Source organism: Desulfosporomusa polytropa (assembly GCF_055380075.1).
Map to the genome: position 1 here is coordinate 1,498,493 of NZ_AP042400.1, position 21,846 is coordinate 1,520,338.

Here is a 21,846-nt window from a genome sequence, read left to right on the forward strand (position 1 = left end):
AGGAACTGCAGATAAAAGGGATTGTGTATACGGGTGGAGGAGATTAAAAGCAATTCATGGATTGTCTTTATGATTTAAAATGGCAAGTAACTCATCTGACAGAGACTCACATGTTGAAAGGTGAGTTCCAATCTCAGTAGTGTAATATAATTAACTGGAGGAGAGTTTATGAAACAAGAAGACAAGCTTTATGACGTTTGGTGGCAAAACAAAGTGGAAGGCGAGCAGCAAATGGAAGAATGTCATAAAAGGGGATGGCAGGAGGTTATCCAGCTAATCCAGGAACAGGATCTCTCCAACATGTCTGTCCTTGATTTTGGCTGCAATCAAGGCGGTTTTTTACGGCATTTGCATCAAACCAAGCCGTTTAAAGAAGGCTTTGGCATTGATCTGGCTCAGCAATCGATTGAGGTGGCCAATTCTCGCAAAGGCAATTTGCCGCTTACTTATGTGGCGACAACTACTCCGGAGCAGTTTGCCAACCGGTTTGATCTGGTCATCAGCCAGGCCGTCATATATTTGATTAAAGACCTGAAAACCCACGCCTGGAAAGTAAAACAGCTGCTAAAACCGGGCGGAGTGTATTATGCCACATATACCGACATGAACGACAATCCCAGTCTGGCGCATTATACCGCATGGATTAACCAGAACAGTCTGGTGGAGTCCAATGCCCATACGTTGGATTTCATTGCCGAAACTTTTGCGGCTGAGGGGTTTAAGGTCGAGATCCAGCGCCGCCGCCGCATGGGTTTTATTGACCTGTCCCGTGAAGAAAACGGTTTTTTGTGCATCGACGACATAATGAAGGCTACTTATGAACAGGCGTATATATTCCGGTTTGTTCTGGTGGAGAAAAAATAAATATGAATTTGCCAGAGGAATAAGCGGGCTGACAGTATCAATGAAAATGTGCGAAAGGAAATGGCTTGCCAGGAAAACAAGACATAACTTTGGAGAGTCATTAATGAAAATTGTTAATGGAAATATAACATTAAAATCATCTATTTTCAATGAATTGGAAAGACTAAATAATATCCATAGTGAAGCATGTGACTATTTTAGTTTTGATAAAAATCATACAATAACAAAACCAAAGGATTGTTTAACAAAAGGAGACTTGCCACCCAATGGGACAAAAGACAACTATGAGATTTTATCAATATATGAAAGAGACAATCTAATTGGATTTATAACTATGTACATAGGATTTCCTTTTGAAAAAGAAATATATATTTGTTTTATTTATATATCCAATAAAAGCCGTTATAAAGGACATGGCAAAAAAATTATTGATGTGATTTCTGCATATTTTAAAAAGAATAAATTTGAGAGTATTAGAATTTCCGTATCATTAAAAAATTGGAATGGTATAAGATTTTGGCATAAATGTGGATTCAATCATTTGACTATAGTTGATATAGAAGGAGATTTTTCTGAGGAAAACTATGGTTGTATAGAACTTAAAAAGACAATTTTAAAGTAATTTATTTAATTTGTTTGAGATATCGAGCGATATGGTGTGAAATTTATGTTTTGAAAATTCTCAGGCAAATGACAATACCCAGAAAACTGAGAACTGTCGGATGAAATCGTTGCCTTATTTGACGGCGAGGTGTAAACAGGTAAAATACATAACTAAATAAAATTCTAACAAAACTCGTATTGTAAACTAAAAAAAGTACGTTATAATATGAACAATACAGCAATGAATGCTGTACGTAATTTTTACATTATAAAAATTAAAAACTGTTATTTGTTGGTTTGAAACCACGGTTAGTACAGCTAAAAATGGCTGAGCTTATCGTGGTTTATTATTTTTTAAGAGACTAGCGTTTTCTGATAGAGTACAGATGTTATTGGGAGCGGTAAGTTGACGGTCCAGCAACGGTGTAGCCACATCGCCAGGGCATACACAATTGGCGCGGATGTTATAAGGGGCGCTAACGCTTTGGTAAGTGCAATGACCGCTCCTTTGGAAGCACAGTAGGCGGTACACAAGAGATTGCTTTGCTGCATGACCCTTTGTAGAATCACGACCGACGATAACAACCTTTGCACCATTAGCTAAAAAAAGGTTGGCAGTAGATAAACCAATACCAGAGGTTCCACTGGTAATAACGGCCACTTTGTTGAGTAGGTCATACTGCATGATATGAGCTCCTATCTAAAAATATTGTTTAGGCTAGAGAGAATATTTCTGGTTTATGATTTACTTTTCATGCTACTTGTATAGTTCACCGTATCAAATTGGCATCTAAAAATTAGTTGTTGACATACACATAGGGAGTTGCCAATGGTTTGATAGGGATAACTTGTGTGGCTTTAACTACTGGTAGTTTATTTCCCAGATAATCAAAGGTAGCTAACTTACCATGGATCTCTACCCAACTGTCGTTTTTTATGGTCTGACTGTCATCCCATTCAATAAAAAATCCACTGGGAACAGCATCGGCGGCGCAGCAGGATATTTCAAACCGAGCGACGAAAAAATGCCGGGCTGGTAATTGGTCTGGCCGGTAAACAAAGCCTTTTAGGCTGATGTTTTTCCCAATAAATGCCGCGTTGTTTTCATAGAAAGCAGTTACATATTTGACATGATTTTCAGCAGTTATTACCAATTCAGGCTGCTCATCTGTTGGTAATACGGGGAAGCTCACCGGTACGATGGTGCCAGCCTGCATGAACTTTACACCTTTTTGTGAGGCGGTTGCTGAGCCAAGTGGGCTGATGGGAACAATTAGGCCTAGAATCAGTGTACCAATAAATACAATATAAGAAAGCTGACCGGTTTTATGGTGACAACCGCAGGCGATGTTATGACGCCGGTCGAGTGTTTTAAACATCTGAATTATTGTTAGTACCAAAAGCAACGTAAATCCTAGTTTAGCATTCCAGATGAATTGCGGATGGATTACTTGCGATAAGCCCGGTGTTGTTAGCGTATTGTAAAATAGCAGGCTAAACCCCATGAGTACAAGGAGCTTTAACAGATTTTGTCCTGATAGTTTAATGAACAAAACAAATCACCTCCCATAGTTGAGGAAAGTAAACCATAGTTAAGCTTATGCCAAATACAGTTGCTGTAATGAGCAAGACAAGCTTAAGGGTAAATAGCGGCTTGAAAATAGTAAGCAACATAGCGGTGTTTTTGATATCAAGCATTGGCCCGAAGATCAGAAAGGCTGCCAGTGATCCGGTACTAAAATGCTCCAGGAAGGGGGCAACAATAAAAGCATCGGCTTGGGAACATACTGAGATTAAAAAGGCAAAAAGCATCATGCCGCCGACCGAATAAACAGGATCTTGACCAAACGACAAGAGAGTCAGGCGCGGTACAGTTGTCTGAATTAAAGCAGCTAGAAAAGAACCTATGAGCAGAAACCGGCCCATGTCAAAAAAATCGTCACAGGCATGATAGAGCATAGCACGTAGGGTACTTTGAAAGCTGGAATTTGAGTCGGGAGGCCGGTGAGTATGATGCCCGCAGCAGTCGGAGGTAGCTGCCGCTTCGCCGCTGGAAAGCACCAGGCGGTCACGGCTGGTGCTAATGATGAATGCAATAATAACAACAGCGATAAAAGCTCCAATTAGCCGATAGAGGACCATAGACGGAAATGCAGAAAAAGCCAGGTAAGTAGACCAGGCGACAAGCGGGTTGATGATGGGGGCAGATAGCATAAAGGCTATGGCGATATAAGGCGGTATCCCTTTGTGAATTAACCGGCGTATGATAGGTACCATTCCGCATTCGCAGAGCGGTAAGAATAAACCAAGAAAACAGGCGGCGATAATGCCTGTTAGGCGTTTGCGGGGTAATATCCGTTGAATCCATTCTGCCGGAACAAACAAGTGAATAAAGGCAGAAACAAACACTCCCACAAGTACCAGCGGGAGTGCTTCAATAATAATACTAAGGAAAATTGTATTAAAATCCTGCATGCCGGACCCTCCTGTGCATTGGTAATCAATTGGTAATAGTATATGGCCGGTAAACAAGAATATTCTTAAATATATTCAAAGTTCATAGTCTTACCGCCAGTTGATGCGGGCCGCCACAGCCAGCAGTTTTTGGGTATATTGATGCGTCGGGGCGGCAATTAGTAGATGGGTCAATCCTTCTTCGACGATTTTGCCATTTTTCATAACAGCGATACGGTCACTGATTTTTCTGGCCAGCGCAATGTCGTGGGTAATAAACAGCATGGCCAGGCCGCGGTTTTCCTGGAGATTGAGCAATAACTTGATTACTTTGGCTTGAATGCTGGCATCCAGTGCTGAGGTCGGTTCATCAGCAATAAGTATTTTCGGGTTTAAGGCTAGGGCACGGGCAATGACTACCCGTTGCGCTTCCCCGCCACTTAGCTGGTGCGGGTATTTATGGAGAAAGGCATCATTTGTTGGCAGTTCAACTTCAGTAAGCAATTTTTTGACAGCAGTTTGTCTGTCTGTTTCAGAACCGATTTTTTGAATGTCAAGAGGTTCTTTGATTAGCTGGCAGACAGTCAGGCGGTGACTGAGCGCCTCTTTGGGATTCTGGAAGACCAGTTGGATTTGTTTATAAAAATCTGGGTTGCGTTCCGTGATTTTGACTCCGTTGAGATGGATATCACCTGCAGTCGGGGGTGTAAGTCCCATAATGGTTTTCGCCAGTGTAGTTTTTCCTGAACCGCTTTCGCCGACAATGGCCAGTGTTTCACCCTCATACAAAGTAAGTGTTAGATCTTGTACAGCCTGGTGTTCATCCCATGTTTTGGTGAGGTCTGTTACCTGAAGCACAGGTACAATGCCGCCACGGTGACAGGCGAGCCTGCGCCCGTCAGTCACCGCTAGTTCTGGCATGCTGTCGTTACAGCTATTCAGCCGTTGGGTACAGCGCGGTTGGAAAGGGCAACCAGGGAGATTATGTTGCATGGTGCCGGGAATGCCCTGGAAGTCTTTGACTGTCGTCATGTTGGGGTAGGCTCGGAGAAGACCGCGTGTATATGGGTGGCGGGGATTTTCCAATATTGTTCTGGCCGGGCCTAGTTCAATAATCCGTCCGCCATACAGCACGGCAACAGTATCAGCCAGTTCAGCGGCGGTGGCAATGTCATGGGTAATAAGGATTACTGCGCGTCCGGTGGCTGACTGTTGTAGGAGAGTGGTAATCTCTTGTTTGGTAAGCGGGTCAAGGGACGCCGTAGGTTCATCCAGCAGCAATAGCTCAGGGTTGTTGACAAGAGCCATCGCAATAAGTGCTCGCTGCTGCTGCCCACCGCTTAATTCATGTGGATACGCAGTGGCCAGCTTGCCGGTCAGTCCGATTTCGGCCAGAGCTTGTAAGGCTAACTGGTAGGCGGACGGTTTTGCGATATCCCTGTGCAGAATAATGGCTTCTGTTATTTGTTCGGCTGCCGTGTATAAAGGGTGTAAGGCATTGTCGGTATTTTGGAAAACCAGGGAAATGTCTTTACCTCTTATGTGACGCAACTCAGCCTCTGAGGCTGCGAGCAAGTTCTTATTTTGAAACAGCACTGTGCCTGTGGTGTTACCAGCGCAAAGTCCGGAAATGGCAAGTGCCAGTGAACTTTTGCCAGCACCGGATTCACCAATGATAGCCAGTGTTTGGTTGGTCTTCAGAGTTAGATTAATATCTTTGAGTATGTCTGTGCCGTCATAGCTGACATGGAGACTTTGAATGTCAAGTATGGTCTGTGCTTGTTCCATGATTACCTCTTTTCTGGACGCAGCCGGGGATCAAGGGCGGTTTCAAGTGCCAGACCGGTAAAAGCCAGCCCGGCAATGGTGAGTGATACTGCCAAACCAGGTGGTATCAGCCACCACTGCCACACGTCCAGGTAGGTGAATGCCAGGGCCTGCTGCATCATTTTGCCCCAACTGATAAGACTGGGATCACTGATACCCAGGAAAGACAACCCGGCTTCCATAAAGATGGCGCGGCGAGCATAATGAATAAACAGTGCTATGAGCGTAGGCCCAAGATCGGGGAGTACGTGTTTTCTGAGCAGATATTGCTTAGTAGCGCCAAAAGTAGTGGCGGCAGCATAACTGGCTTTGGTCTTTAGGGCCAGTGTTTGAGCCCGCACAATCCGAGTTCCGTCAGGCCACATAAAGGCAGCTAATAGCGTTATTAGTAAAACTAGGCTTGGGTGTAGATAAGCGGCAAACAAAATAATGACAATAATAGGTGGAATAACTAGCCATATATCAACAATGCGCATAATGGTTCGGTCACAAAGACCACCGTAGAGAGCAGCCAGGCCGCCAGCCAGCAAGCTTAAGGCGACCGCCACAAATGCCGTACCTCCGGCAATAGTAAGTGAGGTACGGGCACCATAAATGAGTTGAGTCCAGATATCCTGTCCGACCTCATTGGTTCCCAGCCAGTATTTGATACAGGGCGGGTGAAAAATATCGCCTGTATAAGCGGTAGGACTAGAGTTGGTAAGAACCGGGGCTAGCAGGGCGGCGAAGAACGCCGTAAACAGCAGTGACAAACCTAAACGGCCAAAGTTACTGTCTGTCAGCTCAATATCATACCGGATATGCACGATTATCTCTCCTTACTTTTGGCGATGGTGCTGATAAGCGAGGGTCAAGTCGGGCGCAGAGCAGGTCTGTGACAAAGTTAACGACCAGCACCAGTACAGCGGCCAGCAGCAAAATTCCTTGTAATAGCGGGTAGTCGCGGGTAAGGACAGCCTTATAAAGTAAAGAGCCAAGTCCAGGGTAGGCAAATACGGTCTCGATAAATAAAACGTTGCTTACCACATGAGTGAAGCTGAGACCGGCGGCGGTAACCATTGGCAGCAGCGCTGAGTGCGCCGCATGACGATAGCGAATGGCTATGTCCGGACAGCCCTTAGCGCGTGCTGTCCGGATAAAAGATTCTCCCATAACGCCAACCATAGCTCCACGGGAAAATAAGTAGGCGGCAGTCATCCGGACAAGCACTAGTGCCGCCAATGGCAGCGTTAGATGCTGCGCAATATCAGCAACTAGCTTTAAACTTGTGAACCCGCTATAAGGAGTAAGCGCACCAGACAAAGGCAGCCAGGCCAGCCAGACACCAAAAATCAGCAGCAGCACTATTCCGGCAAAAAAGTCGGGAAAACCGCTGATAAACATCATGATTCCCAGCAAATGACCATCTTGCTTACTACCCCGCTGGTAGCCAGATTCTATTCCCAGCAAGCTGCCAAACAGGGTGGAAAGGACAAAAGCTAAACCAGTCAACAGTAGTGTCCAGGGCAGTACCCCGGCAATTACACTGACGACAGAAGTGTGGTAAAAGTAAGAATACCCTAAGTCGGCGCGTAAGAGTGCCTGTATGTAGGCAACAAATTGTTCTGACCAGGTCTGGTCAAGGGCAAAACGATGAATAAGCTCGGCTTGCATTGCCGGTGTCATGACCATTAATGCTTCATCGCCATAAATGGCTTGTAGCGGGTCGCCTGGCAGCAGTCGGGGTAATATGAAGTTAAGAACGAGAATAGCTGTTAACGCGATAGCGTAGTCAACGGCTGTTTTGGTGGTAGGCATATAGTAACCTCTATTTGACAAATGACATTTTATTAAGTGGTATAGGAACGCCGGAACCGACGCCTTGCGTAGTAAAGTACAGGTTGGCGCGATTATTGTAAGCATAGTACCAATTAGGGTAATATAAGGCCAATGTGGGTACATCGGCGGCCAAGGCAGTCTGGATTTCGGCAAAAATTTGTTTGCGGGCCGGGGTATCCATCAGTGTAGTTTGCTGGGCAAGTAAGGTGTTGAGAGTGTCATTTTTGTGGTAACGAGCGCTATTAAAACTTTTGCCTGCAATCATGTTTGTTAAGTAATCCGGGTCAGCTCCCAAACCACCGTTTCCATTTAAGGCCAATTCAAACTTTCCATCATTAATGAGGCTGTCCAGTGTTTTACCTTCCAAGGCTTTCAGTTTTACCCTGATACCAAACTGTTCCAGTTGAGTTTTAATAAATTCACCTTGACGTTCACCAGGGGAACCGGGAGAACCGGCGCTTGCACTAACAAGGAGTTCCACTTCCAGTGGTTGTCCATTTTGTTCCCAGTAGCTGCCAGTTTTGTTATAGCCAAGTTGAGTAAGCAGTTTGGCGGCATTGTCAGGACTATAGCAGTAAGCTGCCGCTACTGTAGGGTTATACCACCGGCTGTCAGGTGGTATAAGGCCAGGGTTACCAGGAAGTGCCTGACCTCGCAGTGTGGTGTCAATTAGTGCTTGGCGGTCAATCGCGTACGCTAACGCCTGCCGAAATTCGGTGTTATTAAACGGTTCTTTTTGGTGGTTGATAACTAGTTTGGCAATCCAGTCGTGTGGCATGGCTAAAATTGTAAGACCTGTCTGTTCGAGAGGCTTGACTAACTCCGGCGGAATCTGGGCGATGTCAATCTGGTGCTGCTTCAAAGCAGCTGTTGACATTTCAACACTCATTTTTATAAATTTGAGTTGCTTAAATTTGGGGTTTCCCTGATAATAGCCTTCATAGGCCTCATATAAGTATGAACCCTGTTCTTTGTTATAGTCAACAAGTTTAAACGGACCGGAGCCAATGAGTGCCTCCGGTTGTTGGAATTGAGTAGGATTGGTAATATTTTGCCAGATATGTTTGGGCAGAATCGGGATGGTGCCAGCAACTTGCTCTAAAAATGGCGCGTGCGGGCGGGATAATGTAATTTTCACAGTAGCGCTGTCGATGGCTTCAACGGTGTTAATCATACTAATATTGGTTGTTTGATAGGGATATTTTTTTAGATAATCAAACGTAAATAAGACATCATCTACAGTCACTTTTTTGCCATCATGCCAAGTAGCTGTATTGTTCAGATGGAAAAGGTAAGCGTTTTCGTTTGCGAGATATTCCCACTTAGCTGCCAATGCCGGAACATAGCCGTCAGCGTCTTTCCATACTAAAGTATCAAAAATCATACTCATGCGGATATAGCCGGGGCCGCGGGAATAATGAGCAAAAGGTGAGGGAAAGCCGTAATCGCCGGTGGCATCAGCAATGGTATAGACTTGATCTGGGGCTAGGGAGTTCGGCCCTGCTGGCGATCCACCGCAGCCGAGCACCAGCAGAGTAAGGAACACAGCCAGCATAGTCGTCAGAATATGTTTATGTCTGGCCAAGTTTACCATCCCCGGCTATATTCTTCGGTACAGGCCAGGCAGGCAATTTTGCCGTTTTTCAAACGGGCACGGGCTTCCATGACTTTTTCGCCGCAGTACTCACAGACGACCGAGTTAAAGATTTTGGCTTCTGAGGGAAGTTTAAGTTCAACATCCTGAATTTTGAATATTTCTTCAAACGGAGTAGCTAGCAGACGGGCAGTGCGTTCAGACTGAAGCTTATGCCAGGCTTCTTCTTGTTCCGCCGTGGCTTGTCCGCTAAATACGGCCGTCTTGATGGTTTCCTGTTCTGGTGTCAGCGGCACTATATCACCAGTCATAACAATTCGCACGGCTTGGCCTGTGCTACGGTTGCCAATGGTATAGGCTTGTTTGCCATAGTCTTTGTAGATCAGATTGCCTTTACCAATGGTGCACCCTAATAGCACTTGCACAGCATCAATGCCGCAGCCGTCAGACTCAACAATAGTGACAAGTTCTTCATCGGCGGCGCGTTCTACTTTGAGGTGGGCCAAGGCAGCTTTGGCAGCAAGGTAGCCAATAGTCAGCCCCGGACAGCAGTGTCCGTGAAAATCAATAGCCTTTTGATAGTCAGCAGAACAATTGTTCATGATAATACCTCCAATAACTTTTTGTTTTACAAATTAAAAAAAGGTATGAAAAATTGAAGGGGACTGCGTCTCCAACAAGGCTTCATACCTTAATTTCAAAATATGTGTAATTTTATAAACATATTATCTCGTAATTGTAGCAAACTTGTCAATGAATATTTCTGAGTAAAGATGTTATTGTAGATAATTCATACAATGTATTGACATTTAAAAGTGAATTTTGGTACAATCAGAGTAATGAAGGTAGCTGAAGCTGCCAAATGCCGTATGAAGTACGGTTGGTTTTTTTGAACGACTTGGAATAACTCTTATATTGAAGATATAACCATGAAGGTTTCGTGTGAAGCGATATTTTTATGGTTTTTTTCATTTTTATGTGCTTCTGCTCACGTTTTTGGCTACTGTGGAAAGGGATAAGATAGTAATGTACAATAATGCTGATATAAAATAGGTGCAGCGCGATAGCGGGTGATCGTATAACATATGATTTTGTAATACTTGGAGGGATTTTGTGTACATTGCTGTTATAGATGGTCAGGGAGGCGGAATTGGCAGGGTCATAATTGATAGAATTCGAAACGAATTTCGTAATAGCGTTGAAATTTTGGCTATTGGGACAAATTCTTTGGCTACTTCTGTTATGTTACGGGCTGGGGCAAATGAAGGTGCAACTGGCGAGAATGCAGTTATTTGTAACATTGATGAGGTGGATTTAATACTTGGCCCACTCAGTATAATTTTACCTAATGCAATGAAGGGTGAACTAACAGCCAAAATGGCTAAACGAGTGGTTGCCAGCAAGGCAAGAAAAATTCTGCTGCCAATACATCGAAATAATATCGATCTAGTTGGTATGCGTACAGAGCCATTACCTCACATGGTGGAGGAGTTGGTTATACAAATGAAACAATACATACAATGCAGAGGGAGGGAATAAGTCATATGTGCGAGGCTAATGCGTATCTTTTCAGGAACGACCAAGAAGAACTGTTGATGGAACGTGTTGACAGAGTAGTGCCTCAGAGTGGTGAAATCTATTTGGAAAGTATTTGGGGACAGAGAAAAACTATTGCTGCTAGAATTAAAGAACTGAACTTGGTTGATCATCGTATTATTCTGGAGATGATTGAGGAAGAAAAAGTAGATTGAAGTCGTAATCGCTTCTTAAAAATTTTGGTATTAGACTGAAGCCTAGTATTGTACAACCTGTACAATACTAGGCTTCTCTGGTATTATGTTGTTACCTTGCTTTATTAGTTAATTAGGCCATATAGTGTCTTTTTTGATTTGGCAAGATAGCTGACTACCAAGGATGGAGTGAAAATAATACAAACTCAAATACATAAGGAGTGAAAGGATATTATGGAAAATAATACAGATCGACTGATTGTGGCACTTGATGTTCCGACAACAGAACAAGCCATTAGTATGGTCGATTCCTTGGGCGAGCTTGTGCAATATTACAAGGTTGGGATGGAAGCATTCTATGGAATGGGCCATGCTGTATTGGCACAAATCGCCGGGCGGGGCAAGAAAACATTTCTCGATCTTAAGCTGCACGACATACCCACTACTGTGGCCAGGACGGTAACGACACTTTGTCAGTTTTCGCCAGCGTTTCTCACGTTACATGCAGCTGGCGGTTCTAAGATGATTAAGGCAGCTATTGAAGCAGCCGATGAATGGGCTGGCAAAACGAATCAACCGCGTCCTAAACTTTTGGCCATCACTGTTTTGACAAGTATTGGTGAACGTGATTGGGTTGAGATCGGCTACCAAAGTCCTATACGTGAGTCAGTACTGCGGATGTCAGTTATGTGTAAGGAAGAAGGCTTGGACGGTGTTGTTGCCTCTCCCCGCGAGGCTGGCGCTATTCGGGCATTATGCGGACCGGACTTCTTGATTGTTACACCAGGCATACGTCTTCTCCCTGAGGAACATGGTGATCAAATGAGAACTGCCACGCCAGCTCAGGCGCTGAAGGTGGGTGCTAACTATTTGGTTGTGGGCCGGCCAATCTTAGCAGCAGATAATCCCCGTGAAGTTGCCGCAGGTATCATAAATGATATGAATTTTAAAGAGCAGTAGGACACTAGTTAGTAAAAATCACGGTTATAAGGTGGTGTCATATGGAAGGGGAAAAAATCGCAACATCGACGCAGTCGATACTCCTGAAAAATGGCCGGGTCATTGATCCTGCTCACGACATCGATGGTCCTGTAGATGTTTTAATTACCTCAGGTAAGATAGCTGCTCTGGCCCCTGATTTATCTTGTGAAGGAGCTAGTGTATTTGATTGCAGTGGTAAATGGGTGGTGCCAGGCTTGATTGATGTTCATTGCCACTTACGTGAACCGGGTTTTGAACATAAAGAAACAATTGAAACAGGTACAAAAGCTGCAGCTCACGGTGGCTTTACAACAATTGTAGCCATGGCTAATCTCAATCCGGTACCAGATAAGCTAAGTGTTTATAACAAAATTCAGCAACTAATTGCAGAGAAAGCAGTCGTGCATGTTCTGCAGGCAGCCAGTGTCACCAAAGATTTAAAAGGTCGTGATCTTTGTGATATGGCCACTTTGACAGCAGCAGGAGTTCGGATATTCTCCGACGATGGTCTGTATATTGATCGCGCTTCGGTATTATACCAAGCTTTAAAACTAGCAAAGAAATTAAATGTAATAATTTCACTGCATGAAGAAGATGCAACATTAAAGTCTTATTGGCCTACTGCCTATGAGCCGGTTAATGAGATTGCCGCCATTGCGCGCGATCTCGAGATTTTGCGTGTTACCGGCGGACAAGTACACTTTCAGCATTTGAGTACAGCAAACAGTATTGAGTTAATTCGTCGGGCAAAAAAAGAAGGACTTGCCGTGACGGCAGAAGTATGTCCGCATCACTTAACTCTTTCTTTGGCTGATGTTGCTCGTCAAGGAACCAATGCCAAAATGGCTCCGCCAGTACGCACTCACGAAGATATTGCTGAATTAATCCGCGGCTTGGATGATGGGACGGTGGATATGATTGCTACCGATCACGCACCACATGCTATAGACGACAAGAATGTGACTTTTGACTTGGCAGCCAATGGTATCATTGGCTTTGAAACAGCACTGCCAACTTTGCTCACTAAACTTGTGCATGAGCAAGGAATAGCACCAGCTTGGCTGATTAAGCGCATGAGTAGTAATCCGGCGCAAGTTTTTGGACTTCCCGGGGGAACGTTGGCCACGGGGTCAGTTGCAGATGTCTGTGTTATTGATCCGCTTCGGGAATGGACAATCGATAAAAACAACTTTTTTTCAAAGAGCCGGAATACACCTTACCACGGAACCAGCGTAAAAGGCTGTGTATGGCTTACTTTAGTTAACGGAAATGTAATCTTTGATGGCAGGCAACCTGCTGAGGATTACCATTTTGTTAAATAAGATTATCATTATGAAACGAGGAGGAGAACAAGTGGAATTGCAAAACAAACAAAATCTGTTTTCAGGTGAGGATGAAGCTACCTGGAAACGCCGCTGGAAGGTTATGTATGCCTCGATAGCGGGATATGCCATGGATGGATTGGATATGCTGATCCTGTCCTTCGTTATGACTGCCATTATAAAGGAATTCGGATTGTCTTTTGTGGATGCCGGTTTAATCGCCACATATACTTTGATAGGGGCAGTCCTAGGCGGTTATATTTTTGGCATTATGGCCGATTACGTAGGCCGGGTAAAAGTATTCGCACTAACTATTATTCTTTTTTCAATTTTTACGGGACTGTGCGCAGTAGCCAGTTCCCTTACCGAACTGAATATTTACCGTTTTCTATCCGGGTTAGGTCTTGGAGGAGAATTCGGTATCGGTATGACTCTTGTTGCAGAAACCTGGCCTGCTGCGAAACGGGCACGGGCGACTGCTGGTGTAGCTATTGGCTGGCAATTAGGCGCCGTATTGGCTGCTGTTCTCGCGGCTATGGTAGTACCGCATTTTGGCTGGAGAGGTCTTTTTGCCATTGGAGTATTGCCAGCCTTATTTGCTGCTTGGGCACGACGTGGCCTTCCAGAGCCTGATATTTGGGTCAATCGTAAGATACTGAAAGAAACGGTCGCTAAAAAGTTATCTAACGGGGAAGAACTTTCTGATACTGAAAAAGAATTTTGGAATAATGCTAATAAGTTCCCGCTTGCTCATCTTTTTGCCGGCAAAAGAAAATCCATAACCACTTTTGCGCTCACAGTAATGACCAGTGTGCAAAATTTCGGTTATTATGGTATTATGATTTGGCTGCCAACTATCTTGATGCAAAAACATAATCTTTCGCTTAATAAGACGACAACCTGGATGGTTGTTACGGTAATTGGAATGGTTATTGGTATTTATCTTTTCGGACAATTCGCTGACCGGGTGGGGAGAAGACCAGCCTATATTACCTTTTATATTTGCTCAGCAGCTGCTGTTTGGATATATTCGATTTTAAATGATCCGATTTTCTTACTCATCGGCGGCGCTATTCTCGGCTTCTTCTGCAATGGAATGATGGCCGGTTACGGCGCGCTGTTATCAGAGCATTATACTACAGATGCCCGCTCTACAGCGCAAAACTTTATCTTCAATTCAGGTCGGGCTGTCGGTGGTTTTGCTCCAGTTATTATCGGGATGCTGGCAGCCAAGTACACCCTCAACGGTGCCCTGGTAATACTTGCCTTTATGTATCTGATAGCTGCAATAAATGTGTTTTTCCTGGTACCAGAAACAAAGGATGTTACCTTGGATTAGAATAATGTTTAAAGTAAGAGGCCCTACCTTGCCGAGGCAAGGTAGGGCCTCTTACTTTTTTCGCTTGTAGAATTATCTTATAACTTAAGTTGAACATTGATCTGGGGACAACTACTGCGGCCTGGTTATATAAACTCGTTCGAGGGATAACGCTTTCTATGATAGCGTGTACTGCGGTTTTTTCTATAACAAATAAACTCATAACGAACTTGTGAGTTTATTTGTTATATGCTACAATATACTCATGTCATATTTGTGAGTATATTGATTGTTCTTAGATTATATACTCACGAATTAATTGTGAGTATATAACTCTTGGCTTTGAAAGGCGACTAAAAAATGAACATTGAAATACGCAAAAACGGGACGTTTTATCTGAAAGATAGTGTCTACAATCCAGAAACCAAGCTGCCTAAAAATACATCTACTTATCTTGGTTCAAATCCCTTGCAAGCAAAAGCAAAACTTAAAACGCTTACAGATGATCTGAACCTGCTTGATCAAATACCTGATGCTTTGCCATATGAGATTGAACTTAACAAAGCAATCAAGACCCTGCAAAAATTGAATGACTTGCGGACCGAATGGATAACGAGACTTATTAACGATTATTTAAATGAACTCGTAAACGCTCAACAGTTCATAAGTAAAGCGCAGAAAGGAAGTGTTGCTCCTACTGCGGATTGTCCGGTTTGCCGCTTTAAAGCCGCAAACTATTGCGACCATTTTAAACAAAAATTTATGATTGGAAATGGTAGGTATAAAGAGGGTAAACCGATACGTTGTCCGGCCAATGAAGTAGGGCAAATAAAATTGCCGCATGGTTCAATTAAGCTGCCACGTGATTTTCGCTAAGCTGATTACAATTATTTCCAGGAAATAATTGTTAGCGTTTCTCTGTAAATAACTGCTTTTGTAGTTGTCAACAAGTTCCGGATGTTCACAACAGAATATCAAGACAATTGATTTTAGTTGCACTTTATGTGATCTATCTTCATTGTCTCAAGGTTGTCGTTATGCAAATATGTTTGGGTGAACTCTAGAAATAGTTTAGCTGGATAGGATAGAGGATGACTTTTCTTCCAAATGACTGACATGCTATGAACAATTACAGGGTTTACTAGAGGAATTGTCTGGACAAGCTCGTTGTTAAGTTTTTCGCAAATATTTTTGGGCATAAGGGCTATGCCAAGGTTGACAGCAACTGTTTGCACCATAAGCTCCCGCTGTGATGTCTCTAAGACAACTTTCGGATGAAATCCAGCTTGGTTGCACTTTTTGATGATCTCATCATGTAAGGTAAAATCACTATTCGAGAGAATAAACGACTCTTGTGCTAAATCTGAAAGACTAACCTCTTTTAATTTTGCTAAGATATGCTGGGGGTGGACCACTACGTTAAGTGGGGCGTGTGAGAATGAGAATGAAGCATATTTTTCTGGATTGCTTGGCAGGCAGCATATAATACCGACATCGAGAAGCTCATCATGGATAGCAAGCTCAATTTTTTTTGATCCGTATTCATATAAGTCTGTTTCAATTTCCGGGTAGTTTTTTCGAAATTCCCCCAATAGTTGAGCAAATGATACTGCTTCAGTCATTAGTGGCAAACCAATGCTGACTTTTCCTTTAGGAAGTTTACATTTTTTTTCAAAGTCGCTGATAAGATTTCTGAAAAGAGTAACGACATTTTCAGCATCAGCAAGGAAGATTGCACCCGCGTCGGTTAATGCTACTTTCTTAGAATTGCGATTTAGCAACGTGATGCCTAGTTCCTGTTCTAGATTTTTTACCAATTTACTTATGACTGACTGGGAGACGTGAGATGCAGCGGCTGCTTTGCTGAAGCTTTTATAGCGAGCGACTGCTATAAAATATTGAAGATGGATTATTTCCATGATAAATCTCCCTATATAAATAACTTCGATACAAGTGAGTATGGTATGCCATATCGTTTGTCTTACAAAAATTAAACAAGTATATTTTACTATCTATTTTGTGTATAGTACTTATCATTAGTATCTATTTTACTAATAGTTTGCCTAAGGCTATAATGATATCAGAAAGAGCTGATGAAAGACCTAGGTTTGGTCTGTGGCTACGTAAAATAGGAGTGATTTTTATGTCTATTATGAAAAATATATTAGATTTCCTTTATGCAGAAAAAAACATCGACATCCGCGACTCCATTAATATAGAATTGGATGAATGTCAGAGTATCCTTGAGAAAAACGGATTTAAGGTTAAACGTTCTAAACATCTGGTTAATTATGAGGCTGCCCAGTGCCTCACTGCTGAGAAAGGTAGCGTTATTCTTATAGCTAATCGGTTTTTGCGTGGAGGTAAGGATCTGTCAATGATACTAAACCATTGCGGCCAAGCAACAAGGGTGCCGTTATTTCCCAGTAAGCTTAATGAGGTTATAGTGATGGTAAATGCCGCCCAATGCATATAAATACATAATGTTTTATACATGCAGATAGTAACAAGAGTAACTCCAGAGTTTTATTAAAACCTTGGAGTTACTCTTGTTATGTTACTAGGATCAGCATGTACTATCGCTATGGGGTGCTACAGTAAAAAAATAGCCACAATAGTTGTCGCAATGAATCCTAAAACAACTGGTACAAAATTCCTCCTAGCTAATTCAATGGGGTTCACACCTGTTATAGCAGCCACCGGAATAAGTCCCCAGGGGATAATTGTCCCCCCGCCTGTCCATACCCCGGCAATTTGTCCCAATGCCGCCAACGTAGCTTTGTCTACATCCATTGCTGAACCGAAGGTAGCTGCAACACTCCCAACGAGAGGCAGCGGAGAAAACCCTGATCCGTCTAGTCCGACGATAATACCTGTAGCTAAACTGACAATCGCTACAAAGAATTTATTCAAGGGAATTACTTGCGACAGAACAATACCAAAGTCCTCTAGAAATCCTGTGGCTGTGTTTACACCTAATATAGATTTAGCTAAATCACCCTTTCCGAGAAAAAAGAAGCCTCCAATGATGAGTACTGGCGCGAAAACCTTAATACCAAACATAAACCCATCCCTAATGTAGTCAGTAATTTTCTCTAATCCTTCCCAGCCATCTTTTAACATAGTACCAACGGCTAAGATTATCAATGCTGTAGCCCCTAGGAGGGCCGTGGCGTCGCCACCTTTCAATTTTAGAATCCACATTGCAGCTACATCAGCAAGAAAAGCCAATGGCGTAGCCCACGCAAGAATGTAGGAAATCGTGGTGACATCTTTTCGTACTTCCTTGGCAAGAAACGCAGTTTGTTCATTTTTTAAAGCCTCGGGATTCTTTCTCATATCTTTTTTTATCAGAAAATAGGCTGTAACCGTTGTCACCAAACCCATCGTAATAGCCAAAGGTATACTAGCCGATATGATTGGCCCGGGGTCGGTGAATCCGGCTGCTTTGGCAGTAATTGTAGGCGCGCCTTGAATTACATAATCGGTTGATAAAGCAATTCCATGACCGAATAAATTCATGGCTATAGCTGCGCCCATTACTGGGAGTCCTGCTCTAACCGCAACAGGTACCATAGTCGCGCCAATTAATGCAACTGCCGGTGACGGCCAAAAAAACCAGGAGGCAAGCAACATAGATAAGCCCAAGACCCAGAATGCAATATCAGGGTTGACCATTAATTTTGCAGCAGGACTCATAACAAGATAATCAGCCCCGGTGTCGCTTAGCAGTTTTGATAAAGCAACAATCAGTGAAATTACTACGATAATACCCCAAAACTCATTGCCAGCGACAATAAGGGCGTTGAAAATCGTAGAAACAGCACCCACCACAGATTGCTTGACTACCCATCCCACCGTTAACAGCCCGAGAATGCAGGGAATAAGAGGATCTTTACGTAGTGCCATAACAACAATTACAACAAATACCCAAAATAAAAACAACCAATGAGCTGAAGTCAATGCTACCAATGTTAATCCCCCTTCTATTCATGTTATTTTTATGTGAAATGGGACAAGACATATTTTTATTTGATATTTTGCTAGTAGTAAGCAGGTAATTATGGACGATTATATAGTCGTAACCGTATCCTTGCCAGTCCGGCCAGGATAGGCACCTTCCTCGCGACTGCCTAGCACACCTTTGTGAATAGCGGTGACAAAATCACCAGTAGCTAAGACGTCGTCGAGAACTTTTTCAATGCCTATGGTGATCTGTTCTGCATATTTATCTGCCTGATGAGTAGGTTGGATACCCGCTTTGCCAAAGAAACGAAAACTGTCTTGTACAGCTCGGAGGGTGTCGATTTTGGCTGGAACCGAAATAGGGCCACCCGAGTAGGCTTCGTCTGTGGAAGCAATAGAAATAGCGTCTACTTCGAGTGTCATAGCCAGACAAGCATGTAGGGCAGTAGTTGTAGCGGATTGGACACGATCTTCCGTATGGGTTAGAAAGCCAATGGGGGCGCCTGGCCAAATAGGAGCATTGATGATATTGCGCAGTGCAAAAATTTTACCAGCATTGAAATCAATATAGTTATCTTCCATATATTCATGAATCATTACTTCGGGTGAATAGGCAAAGAGTGGTTGCAAAATGGGACGTGCACCTAAACGAACAGCCAAATCACTTACGATGAGCATACCAGCGAAGGCCTTGTAGGCAGGTACACCCGCTAATTCTTCATTGGTCACTACATCAAATGGCATGTTGTATTTCTTGGCAAACAAGATGGAGTGATAGCCGTCGACTGTCATACGTTCCGGGTCAGTCCCCGCGCCTAACGCTCCATAGCAAATATTAATTTTGGTTAAATCAGCCCCGATTTTTCCGGATAGCACTACCGTTTCCGGTGTATTGAGTCCTCGATGGGCACGTACTTGCCACAACGTGGATTTTTCTAACGAGCCATGAATGCGATTCAGATTAGCCGGTGTTATCACCGTTCCATCCTCTTGGTGGGTCAGGAAACCATCCAAAAAGCCTTCGGTACGTGCACCCCAGGAAGGGTCAAAATGTACTACGCCATCTGCGCCCCAAGCTTCGCTGGCGAGAATATGACCGACATCCATAAACGGACAGCCTGTGCCATATTGGTTGAAGACCAGTGGTTTTTTGCGCGTATGTTGTAACTTTAATACTGACATACGTGCTTTGGTTTCTTCTAAATATTTTTCAAGACCTCGTACTTCTTCAATAGTAAACCGGCGGGTTTTGGGGTGCAGCTCGCCGGTAGTATAGTATTTTTGGGGGATTTCACTGCATAACTGGGGATAATGGTTATATAAATCACCATTACCTTGGCGCTTACGCCAGCGTTCTACATCCCACAGTTCATCTCTGAGCTTGGCTCGTTTTACGGCAGGCGAGGTCTTGTTTTTTACCCAATCTACAATCATTTCCGAAATACGGCCAAGTTTTTCTCCAATAGCACTATGGCGGTACTGGTAATCATAATTTGCCGTCATATCTGTCTTGCCTTTTTTGCTGCGGAAGGGGTCAGGGTGGTATTCGCGTCCCTCGACGAAACAAACTACTTCTTCGACTGTCGTTCCTGGACCAAATCCGGCATCGAAGCCCAGCTCTGCAGCTAGTTCGGGACGAATCGCCATACCGCCGATACCAATCTTGGTGTTGGTACGGAGACCGGCGGCATCGGCCAAATCGATGAAACGTGCTAAAATTTCACCTACGCCATAGCCAAGGGTACGGCTTACTAAGAGAATGTCGACTTTTCCTTTGCTGAAAATCATTTCAACAATTTCATCTGGAGTGAGATCCGGTGGTAGCAAAAAAATTTCATGACCAGCTTGATTTAAACCTCGTCCAATCATTTTTAACCCAATATCGTGTACAGGATCAAGGGGTGCTAAAATCACTACTTTTTTCAAGCCTGTTCCCCCTTTGCAGCTTCTCTTAGCAGCCAGGTATATTTATCTGATGGGCGGTACGCATAGGCACGCCCCCGGATTCGCGTTCCAGGACCGATATGTTGGGCAAATACGATGTCTACATCAGTAAAGCCCCAGTTTTTTAACATACTTAGCATAAGATTGCGGCCCTGTTGCTCAGTATCACACACAAAGAAGGTTTCTACATCGAGTGCATCCATAATCTGATGTTGCGGATTGGTCATATGCCATTTCACCTCGTTAGTCAAAATATACCGTTTCGGGAGCTTCCCAACGGTGGGCATGGGTCAGGATGATATCTACAAGGTGTTTGGCTCCATGCCGTGCGACATTGTATACAGGAATTGCAATTTTACGTCTTACCGATACTTCTAGAGTGTGAAAATCAATATGGTTGGGGACATAAGTTTTTGATTCGAAACGATATTCAGGGTAAAAGGGATTTACCGTAACGGCGAACAAGGGTACTCGACGCAGTACGACAGCAAAAACGCCAGCTTCATAGAGCTTGTCTAGTTTTTGGTAAAAGGTTACCAGATTGTCAGCAGTAAGGAGCTTAATCGGATCGGCAAAAGTTAAGAACAGTCGCTGTTCACTATTGATAAAAAACTCATAAAGAGTTTGCAGTACTTTTTCGGTGGTGACTCCTGGAATAATCAGGTGGCCCTCGCTATCGTCAAAGCCTTGAAACAATCGCGCTGTTTCTTGCACAGTCAAGAGGGAAGGGTGCTGACTACTGGTTATTTCTTGTAGATTTGAATTAAGTAAAGTGACACAAGTTACCTTTTTTTCAGTTAGTTTGGATATCTGCTCAGCATACGGTAGATTGGACAATCGCCACAACATTTCCGTTTCTAGTGATAGAACTGGAATATTAGTTGTACGGGCTGCACCTGTAGTCAGGATGATACCATCTGTCTCGGCCATTGGTGCAATACGGTTGAGTGCACCATCAAAAATAGTTACTCCTGGGCCGATTTGGTGTAGCAAATCCCGGAGTAAGCGTACTTCAGTGCTTTTGTTGGGACCGGCTGTAACTATAAGTCCTGGCGAAAGTACTTGTGTGATTACTACTTTTCCTAGTGGTGTATGGATATTTGTTATATCAAGTATCTTTAATTGAGCGGTGCTGGTTGCTACACATTTTTCTGCAGTAGCAATGATGTCTTTTGTCATTACTTTTAATTTTGGTTTGGGTAGTCCGGTAATATTGTCTAGGTTTTCACCATCATAACCAATACTGGTTAAAAAAATAGGAATGTCGCGATACCTTAGTTCATCAAGAATGGCTGCGCTTGTCGTCGTTTTTCCCGTATTTTTTGCCGTGCCGGCAATACCAATAACCACCTCAAGCAAAACTCATCATCTCCCTGCCTCAAGGGAAATACTATTTTGATTAAATAGAAACAGCAAAAGGCGGTA

22 protein-coding genes are annotated in these 21,846 nt (G+C 43.5%); 9 read left to right on the top strand and 13 right to left on the bottom strand.

The window, feature by feature from the left end; all coding sequences use genetic code 11:
• Positions 1-168 precede the first annotated feature (168 nt).
• Together ACZ449_RS08800 and ACZ449_RS08805 are read left to right on the top strand one after the other, a co-directional pair.
• Positions 169-864 carry a class I SAM-dependent methyltransferase gene (locus ACZ449_RS08800; RefSeq protein WP_464260652.1) on the top strand — a complete coding sequence of 232 codons (696 nt, stop codon included), beginning with the start codon at positions 169-171 and terminating at the stop codon, positions 862-864.
• A 103-nt stretch (positions 865-967) separates the two neighbouring features.
• Positions 968-1,486 carry a GNAT family N-acetyltransferase gene (locus ACZ449_RS08805; RefSeq protein ID WP_464260653.1) on the top strand — a complete coding sequence of 173 codons (519 nt, stop codon included), beginning with the start codon at positions 968-970 and terminating at the stop codon, positions 1,484-1,486.
• A 315-nt stretch (positions 1,487-1,801) separates the two neighbouring features.
• On the opposite strand, the gene ACZ449_RS08810 is transcribed toward ACZ449_RS08805, so the two are convergent.
• The 8 genes from ACZ449_RS08810 to ACZ449_RS08845 all read right to left on the bottom strand — a co-directional run bounded on the left by ACZ449_RS08810 (position 1,802) and on the right by ACZ449_RS08845 (position 9,762).
• The gene (locus ACZ449_RS08810; protein WP_464260654.1) at positions 1,802-2,152 is read right to left on the bottom strand and encodes an SDR family NAD(P)-dependent oxidoreductase; all 351 of its coding nucleotides are present in this window, start codon (positions 2,150-2,152) and stop codon (positions 1,802-1,804) included.
• A 112-nt stretch (positions 2,153-2,264) separates the two neighbouring features.
• Positions 2,265-3,020, bottom strand: coding sequence for a TIGR03943 family putative permease subunit (locus ACZ449_RS08815; RefSeq protein WP_464260655.1), 756 nt, complete (start codon positions 3,018-3,020; stop codon positions 2,265-2,267).
• Positions 3,010-3,942: a permease gene (locus tag ACZ449_RS08820; protein WP_464260656.1), complete on the bottom strand. Its 933-nt coding sequence runs from the start codon at positions 3,940-3,942 to the stop codon at positions 3,010-3,012. The genes ACZ449_RS08815 and ACZ449_RS08820 overlap by 11 nt, the downstream gene beginning before the upstream one ends.
• A 90-nt stretch (positions 3,943-4,032) precedes the next feature.
• On the bottom strand, positions 4,033-5,709 hold the full coding sequence (locus tag ACZ449_RS08825; RefSeq protein ID WP_464260657.1) for an ABC transporter ATP-binding protein: 1,677 nt from the start codon (positions 5,707-5,709) through the stop codon (positions 4,033-4,035).
• 2 nt (positions 5,710-5,711) lie between these two features.
• Complete coding sequence (locus ACZ449_RS08830) at positions 5,712-6,554, bottom strand: ABC transporter permease (protein WP_464260658.1); 843 nt, start codon at positions 6,552-6,554, stop codon at positions 5,712-5,714.
• Positions 6,538-7,545, bottom strand: coding sequence for an ABC transporter permease (locus ACZ449_RS08835; RefSeq protein ID WP_464260659.1), 1,008 nt, complete (start codon positions 7,543-7,545; stop codon positions 6,538-6,540). The genes ACZ449_RS08830 and ACZ449_RS08835 overlap by 17 nt, the downstream gene beginning before the upstream one ends.
• 10 nt (positions 7,546-7,555) lie before the next feature.
• Entirely contained in the window at positions 7,556-9,151 is a 1,596-nt protein-coding gene (locus ACZ449_RS08840; RefSeq protein WP_464260660.1) for an ABC transporter substrate-binding protein, read from the bottom strand.
• Positions 9,152-9,153: 2 nt separating this feature from the next.
• Positions 9,154-9,762 carry an FmdE family protein gene (locus tag ACZ449_RS08845; RefSeq protein ID WP_464260661.1) on the bottom strand — a complete coding sequence of 203 codons (609 nt, stop codon included), beginning with the start codon at positions 9,760-9,762 and terminating at the stop codon, positions 9,154-9,156.
• 511 nt (positions 9,763-10,273) lie between these two features.
• Here ACZ449_RS08845 and ACZ449_RS08850 point away from each other — a divergent pair.
• From ACZ449_RS08850 to ACZ449_RS08875, 6 genes are all read left to right on the top strand, one after another.
• Complete coding sequence (locus ACZ449_RS08850) at positions 10,274-10,699, top strand: DUF3842 family protein (RefSeq protein ID WP_464260662.1); 426 nt, start codon at positions 10,274-10,276, stop codon at positions 10,697-10,699.
• A 5-nt stretch (positions 10,700-10,704) separates the two neighbouring features.
• Entirely contained in the window at positions 10,705-10,911 is a 207-nt protein-coding gene (locus ACZ449_RS08855) for a CooT family nickel-binding protein (RefSeq protein WP_464260663.1), read from the top strand.
• Between the two features lie 213 nt (positions 10,912-11,124).
• Entirely contained in the window at positions 11,125-11,850 is a 726-nt protein-coding gene (pyrF, locus tag ACZ449_RS08860; RefSeq protein WP_464260664.1) for an orotidine-5'-phosphate decarboxylase, read from the top strand.
• Between the two features lie 41 nt (positions 11,851-11,891).
• The gene (locus ACZ449_RS08865; RefSeq protein ID WP_464260665.1) at positions 11,892-13,193 is read left to right on the top strand and encodes a dihydroorotase; all 1,302 of its coding nucleotides are present in this window, start codon (positions 11,892-11,894) and stop codon (positions 13,191-13,193) included.
• A gap of 31 nt (positions 13,194-13,224) precedes the next feature.
• On the top strand, positions 13,225-14,532 hold the full coding sequence (locus tag ACZ449_RS08870) for an MFS transporter (protein ID WP_464260666.1): 1,308 nt from the start codon (positions 13,225-13,227) through the stop codon (positions 14,530-14,532).
• A gap of 339 nt (positions 14,533-14,871) precedes the next feature.
• Positions 14,872-15,387, top strand: a complete 516-nt coding sequence (locus ACZ449_RS08875) for a hypothetical protein (protein ID WP_464260667.1) — start codon at positions 14,872-14,874, stop codon at positions 15,385-15,387.
• Positions 15,388-15,500: 113 nt separating this feature from the next.
• On the opposite strand, the gene ACZ449_RS08880 is transcribed toward ACZ449_RS08875, so the two are convergent.
• Positions 15,501-16,430 carry a LysR family transcriptional regulator gene (locus tag ACZ449_RS08880; RefSeq protein WP_464260668.1) on the bottom strand — a complete coding sequence of 310 codons (930 nt, stop codon included), beginning with the start codon at positions 16,428-16,430 and terminating at the stop codon, positions 15,501-15,503.
• Positions 16,431-16,654: 224 nt separating this feature from the next.
• Here ACZ449_RS08880 and ACZ449_RS08885 point away from each other — a divergent pair, with 224 nt between their 5' ends.
• Positions 16,655-16,987: a hypothetical protein gene (locus ACZ449_RS08885; protein WP_464260669.1), complete on the top strand. Its 333-nt coding sequence runs from the start codon at positions 16,655-16,657 to the stop codon at positions 16,985-16,987.
• 116 nt (positions 16,988-17,103) lie between these two features.
• On the opposite strand, the gene ACZ449_RS08890 is transcribed toward ACZ449_RS08885, so the two are convergent.
• The 4 genes from ACZ449_RS08890 to ACZ449_RS08905 form a co-directional block, all read right to left on the bottom strand.
• Complete coding sequence (locus tag ACZ449_RS08890; protein ID WP_464260670.1) at positions 17,104-18,483, bottom strand: hypothetical protein; 1,380 nt, start codon at positions 18,481-18,483, stop codon at positions 17,104-17,106.
• Between the two features lie 99 nt (positions 18,484-18,582).
• The gene (locus ACZ449_RS08895; RefSeq protein ID WP_464260671.1) at positions 18,583-20,403 is read right to left on the bottom strand and encodes a cobalamin B12-binding domain-containing protein; all 1,821 of its coding nucleotides are present in this window, start codon (positions 20,401-20,403) and stop codon (positions 18,583-18,585) included.
• Positions 20,400-20,648, bottom strand: coding sequence for a hypothetical protein (locus ACZ449_RS08900; RefSeq protein WP_464260672.1), 249 nt, complete (start codon positions 20,646-20,648; stop codon positions 20,400-20,402). The genes ACZ449_RS08895 and ACZ449_RS08900 overlap by 4 nt, the downstream gene beginning before the upstream one ends.
• Positions 20,649-20,664: 16 nt before the next feature.
• Positions 20,665-21,771 (bottom strand): KamB family protein, encoded by a 1,107-nt coding sequence (locus ACZ449_RS08905; RefSeq protein WP_464261843.1) that lies wholly within the window; start codon positions 21,769-21,771, stop codon positions 20,665-20,667.
• Positions 21,772-21,846: the final 75 nt, after the last annotated feature.

Excerpts from the sequence above, each read along its gene's own strand:
- ACZ449_RS08800 (WP_464260652.1), top strand. The coding sequence starts at position 169 with ATGAAACAAGAAGACAAGCTTTATGACGTTTGGTGGCAAAACAAAGTG.
- ACZ449_RS08805 (WP_464260653.1), top strand. The coding sequence starts at position 968 with ATGAAAATTGTTAATGGAAATATAACATTAAAATCATCTATTTTCAAT.
- ACZ449_RS08810 (WP_464260654.1), bottom strand. The coding sequence starts at position 2,152 with ATGCAGTATGACCTACTCAACAAAGTGGCCGTTATTACCAGTGGAACC.
- ACZ449_RS08820 (WP_464260656.1), bottom strand. The coding sequence starts at position 3,942 with ATGCAGGATTTTAATACAATTTTCCTTAGTATTATTATTGAAGCACTC.
- ACZ449_RS08825 (WP_464260657.1), bottom strand. The coding sequence starts at position 5,709 with ATGGAACAAGCACAGACCATACTTGACATTCAAAGTCTCCATGTCAGC.
- ACZ449_RS08835 (WP_464260659.1), bottom strand. The coding sequence starts at position 7,545 with ATGCCTACCACCAAAACAGCCGTTGACTACGCTATCGCGTTAACAGCT.
- ACZ449_RS08845 (WP_464260661.1), bottom strand. The coding sequence starts at position 9,762 with ATGAACAATTGTTCTGCTGACTATCAAAAGGCTATTGATTTTCACGGA.
- ACZ449_RS08855 (WP_464260663.1), top strand. The coding sequence starts at position 10,705 with ATGTGCGAGGCTAATGCGTATCTTTTCAGGAACGACCAAGAAGAACTG.
- pyrF (WP_464260664.1), top strand. The coding sequence starts at position 11,125 with ATGGAAAATAATACAGATCGACTGATTGTGGCACTTGATGTTCCGACA.
- ACZ449_RS08865 (WP_464260665.1), top strand. The coding sequence starts at position 11,892 with ATGGAAGGGGAAAAAATCGCAACATCGACGCAGTCGATACTCCTGAAA.
- ACZ449_RS08875 (WP_464260667.1), top strand. The coding sequence starts at position 14,872 with ATGAACATTGAAATACGCAAAAACGGGACGTTTTATCTGAAAGATAGT.
- ACZ449_RS08880 (WP_464260668.1), bottom strand. The coding sequence starts at position 16,430 with ATGGAAATAATCCATCTTCAATATTTTATAGCAGTCGCTCGCTATAAA.
- ACZ449_RS08885 (WP_464260669.1), top strand. The coding sequence starts at position 16,655 with ATGTCTATTATGAAAAATATATTAGATTTCCTTTATGCAGAAAAAAAC.
- ACZ449_RS08900 (WP_464260672.1), bottom strand. The coding sequence starts at position 20,648 with ATGACCAATCCGCAACATCAGATTATGGATGCACTCGATGTAGAAACC.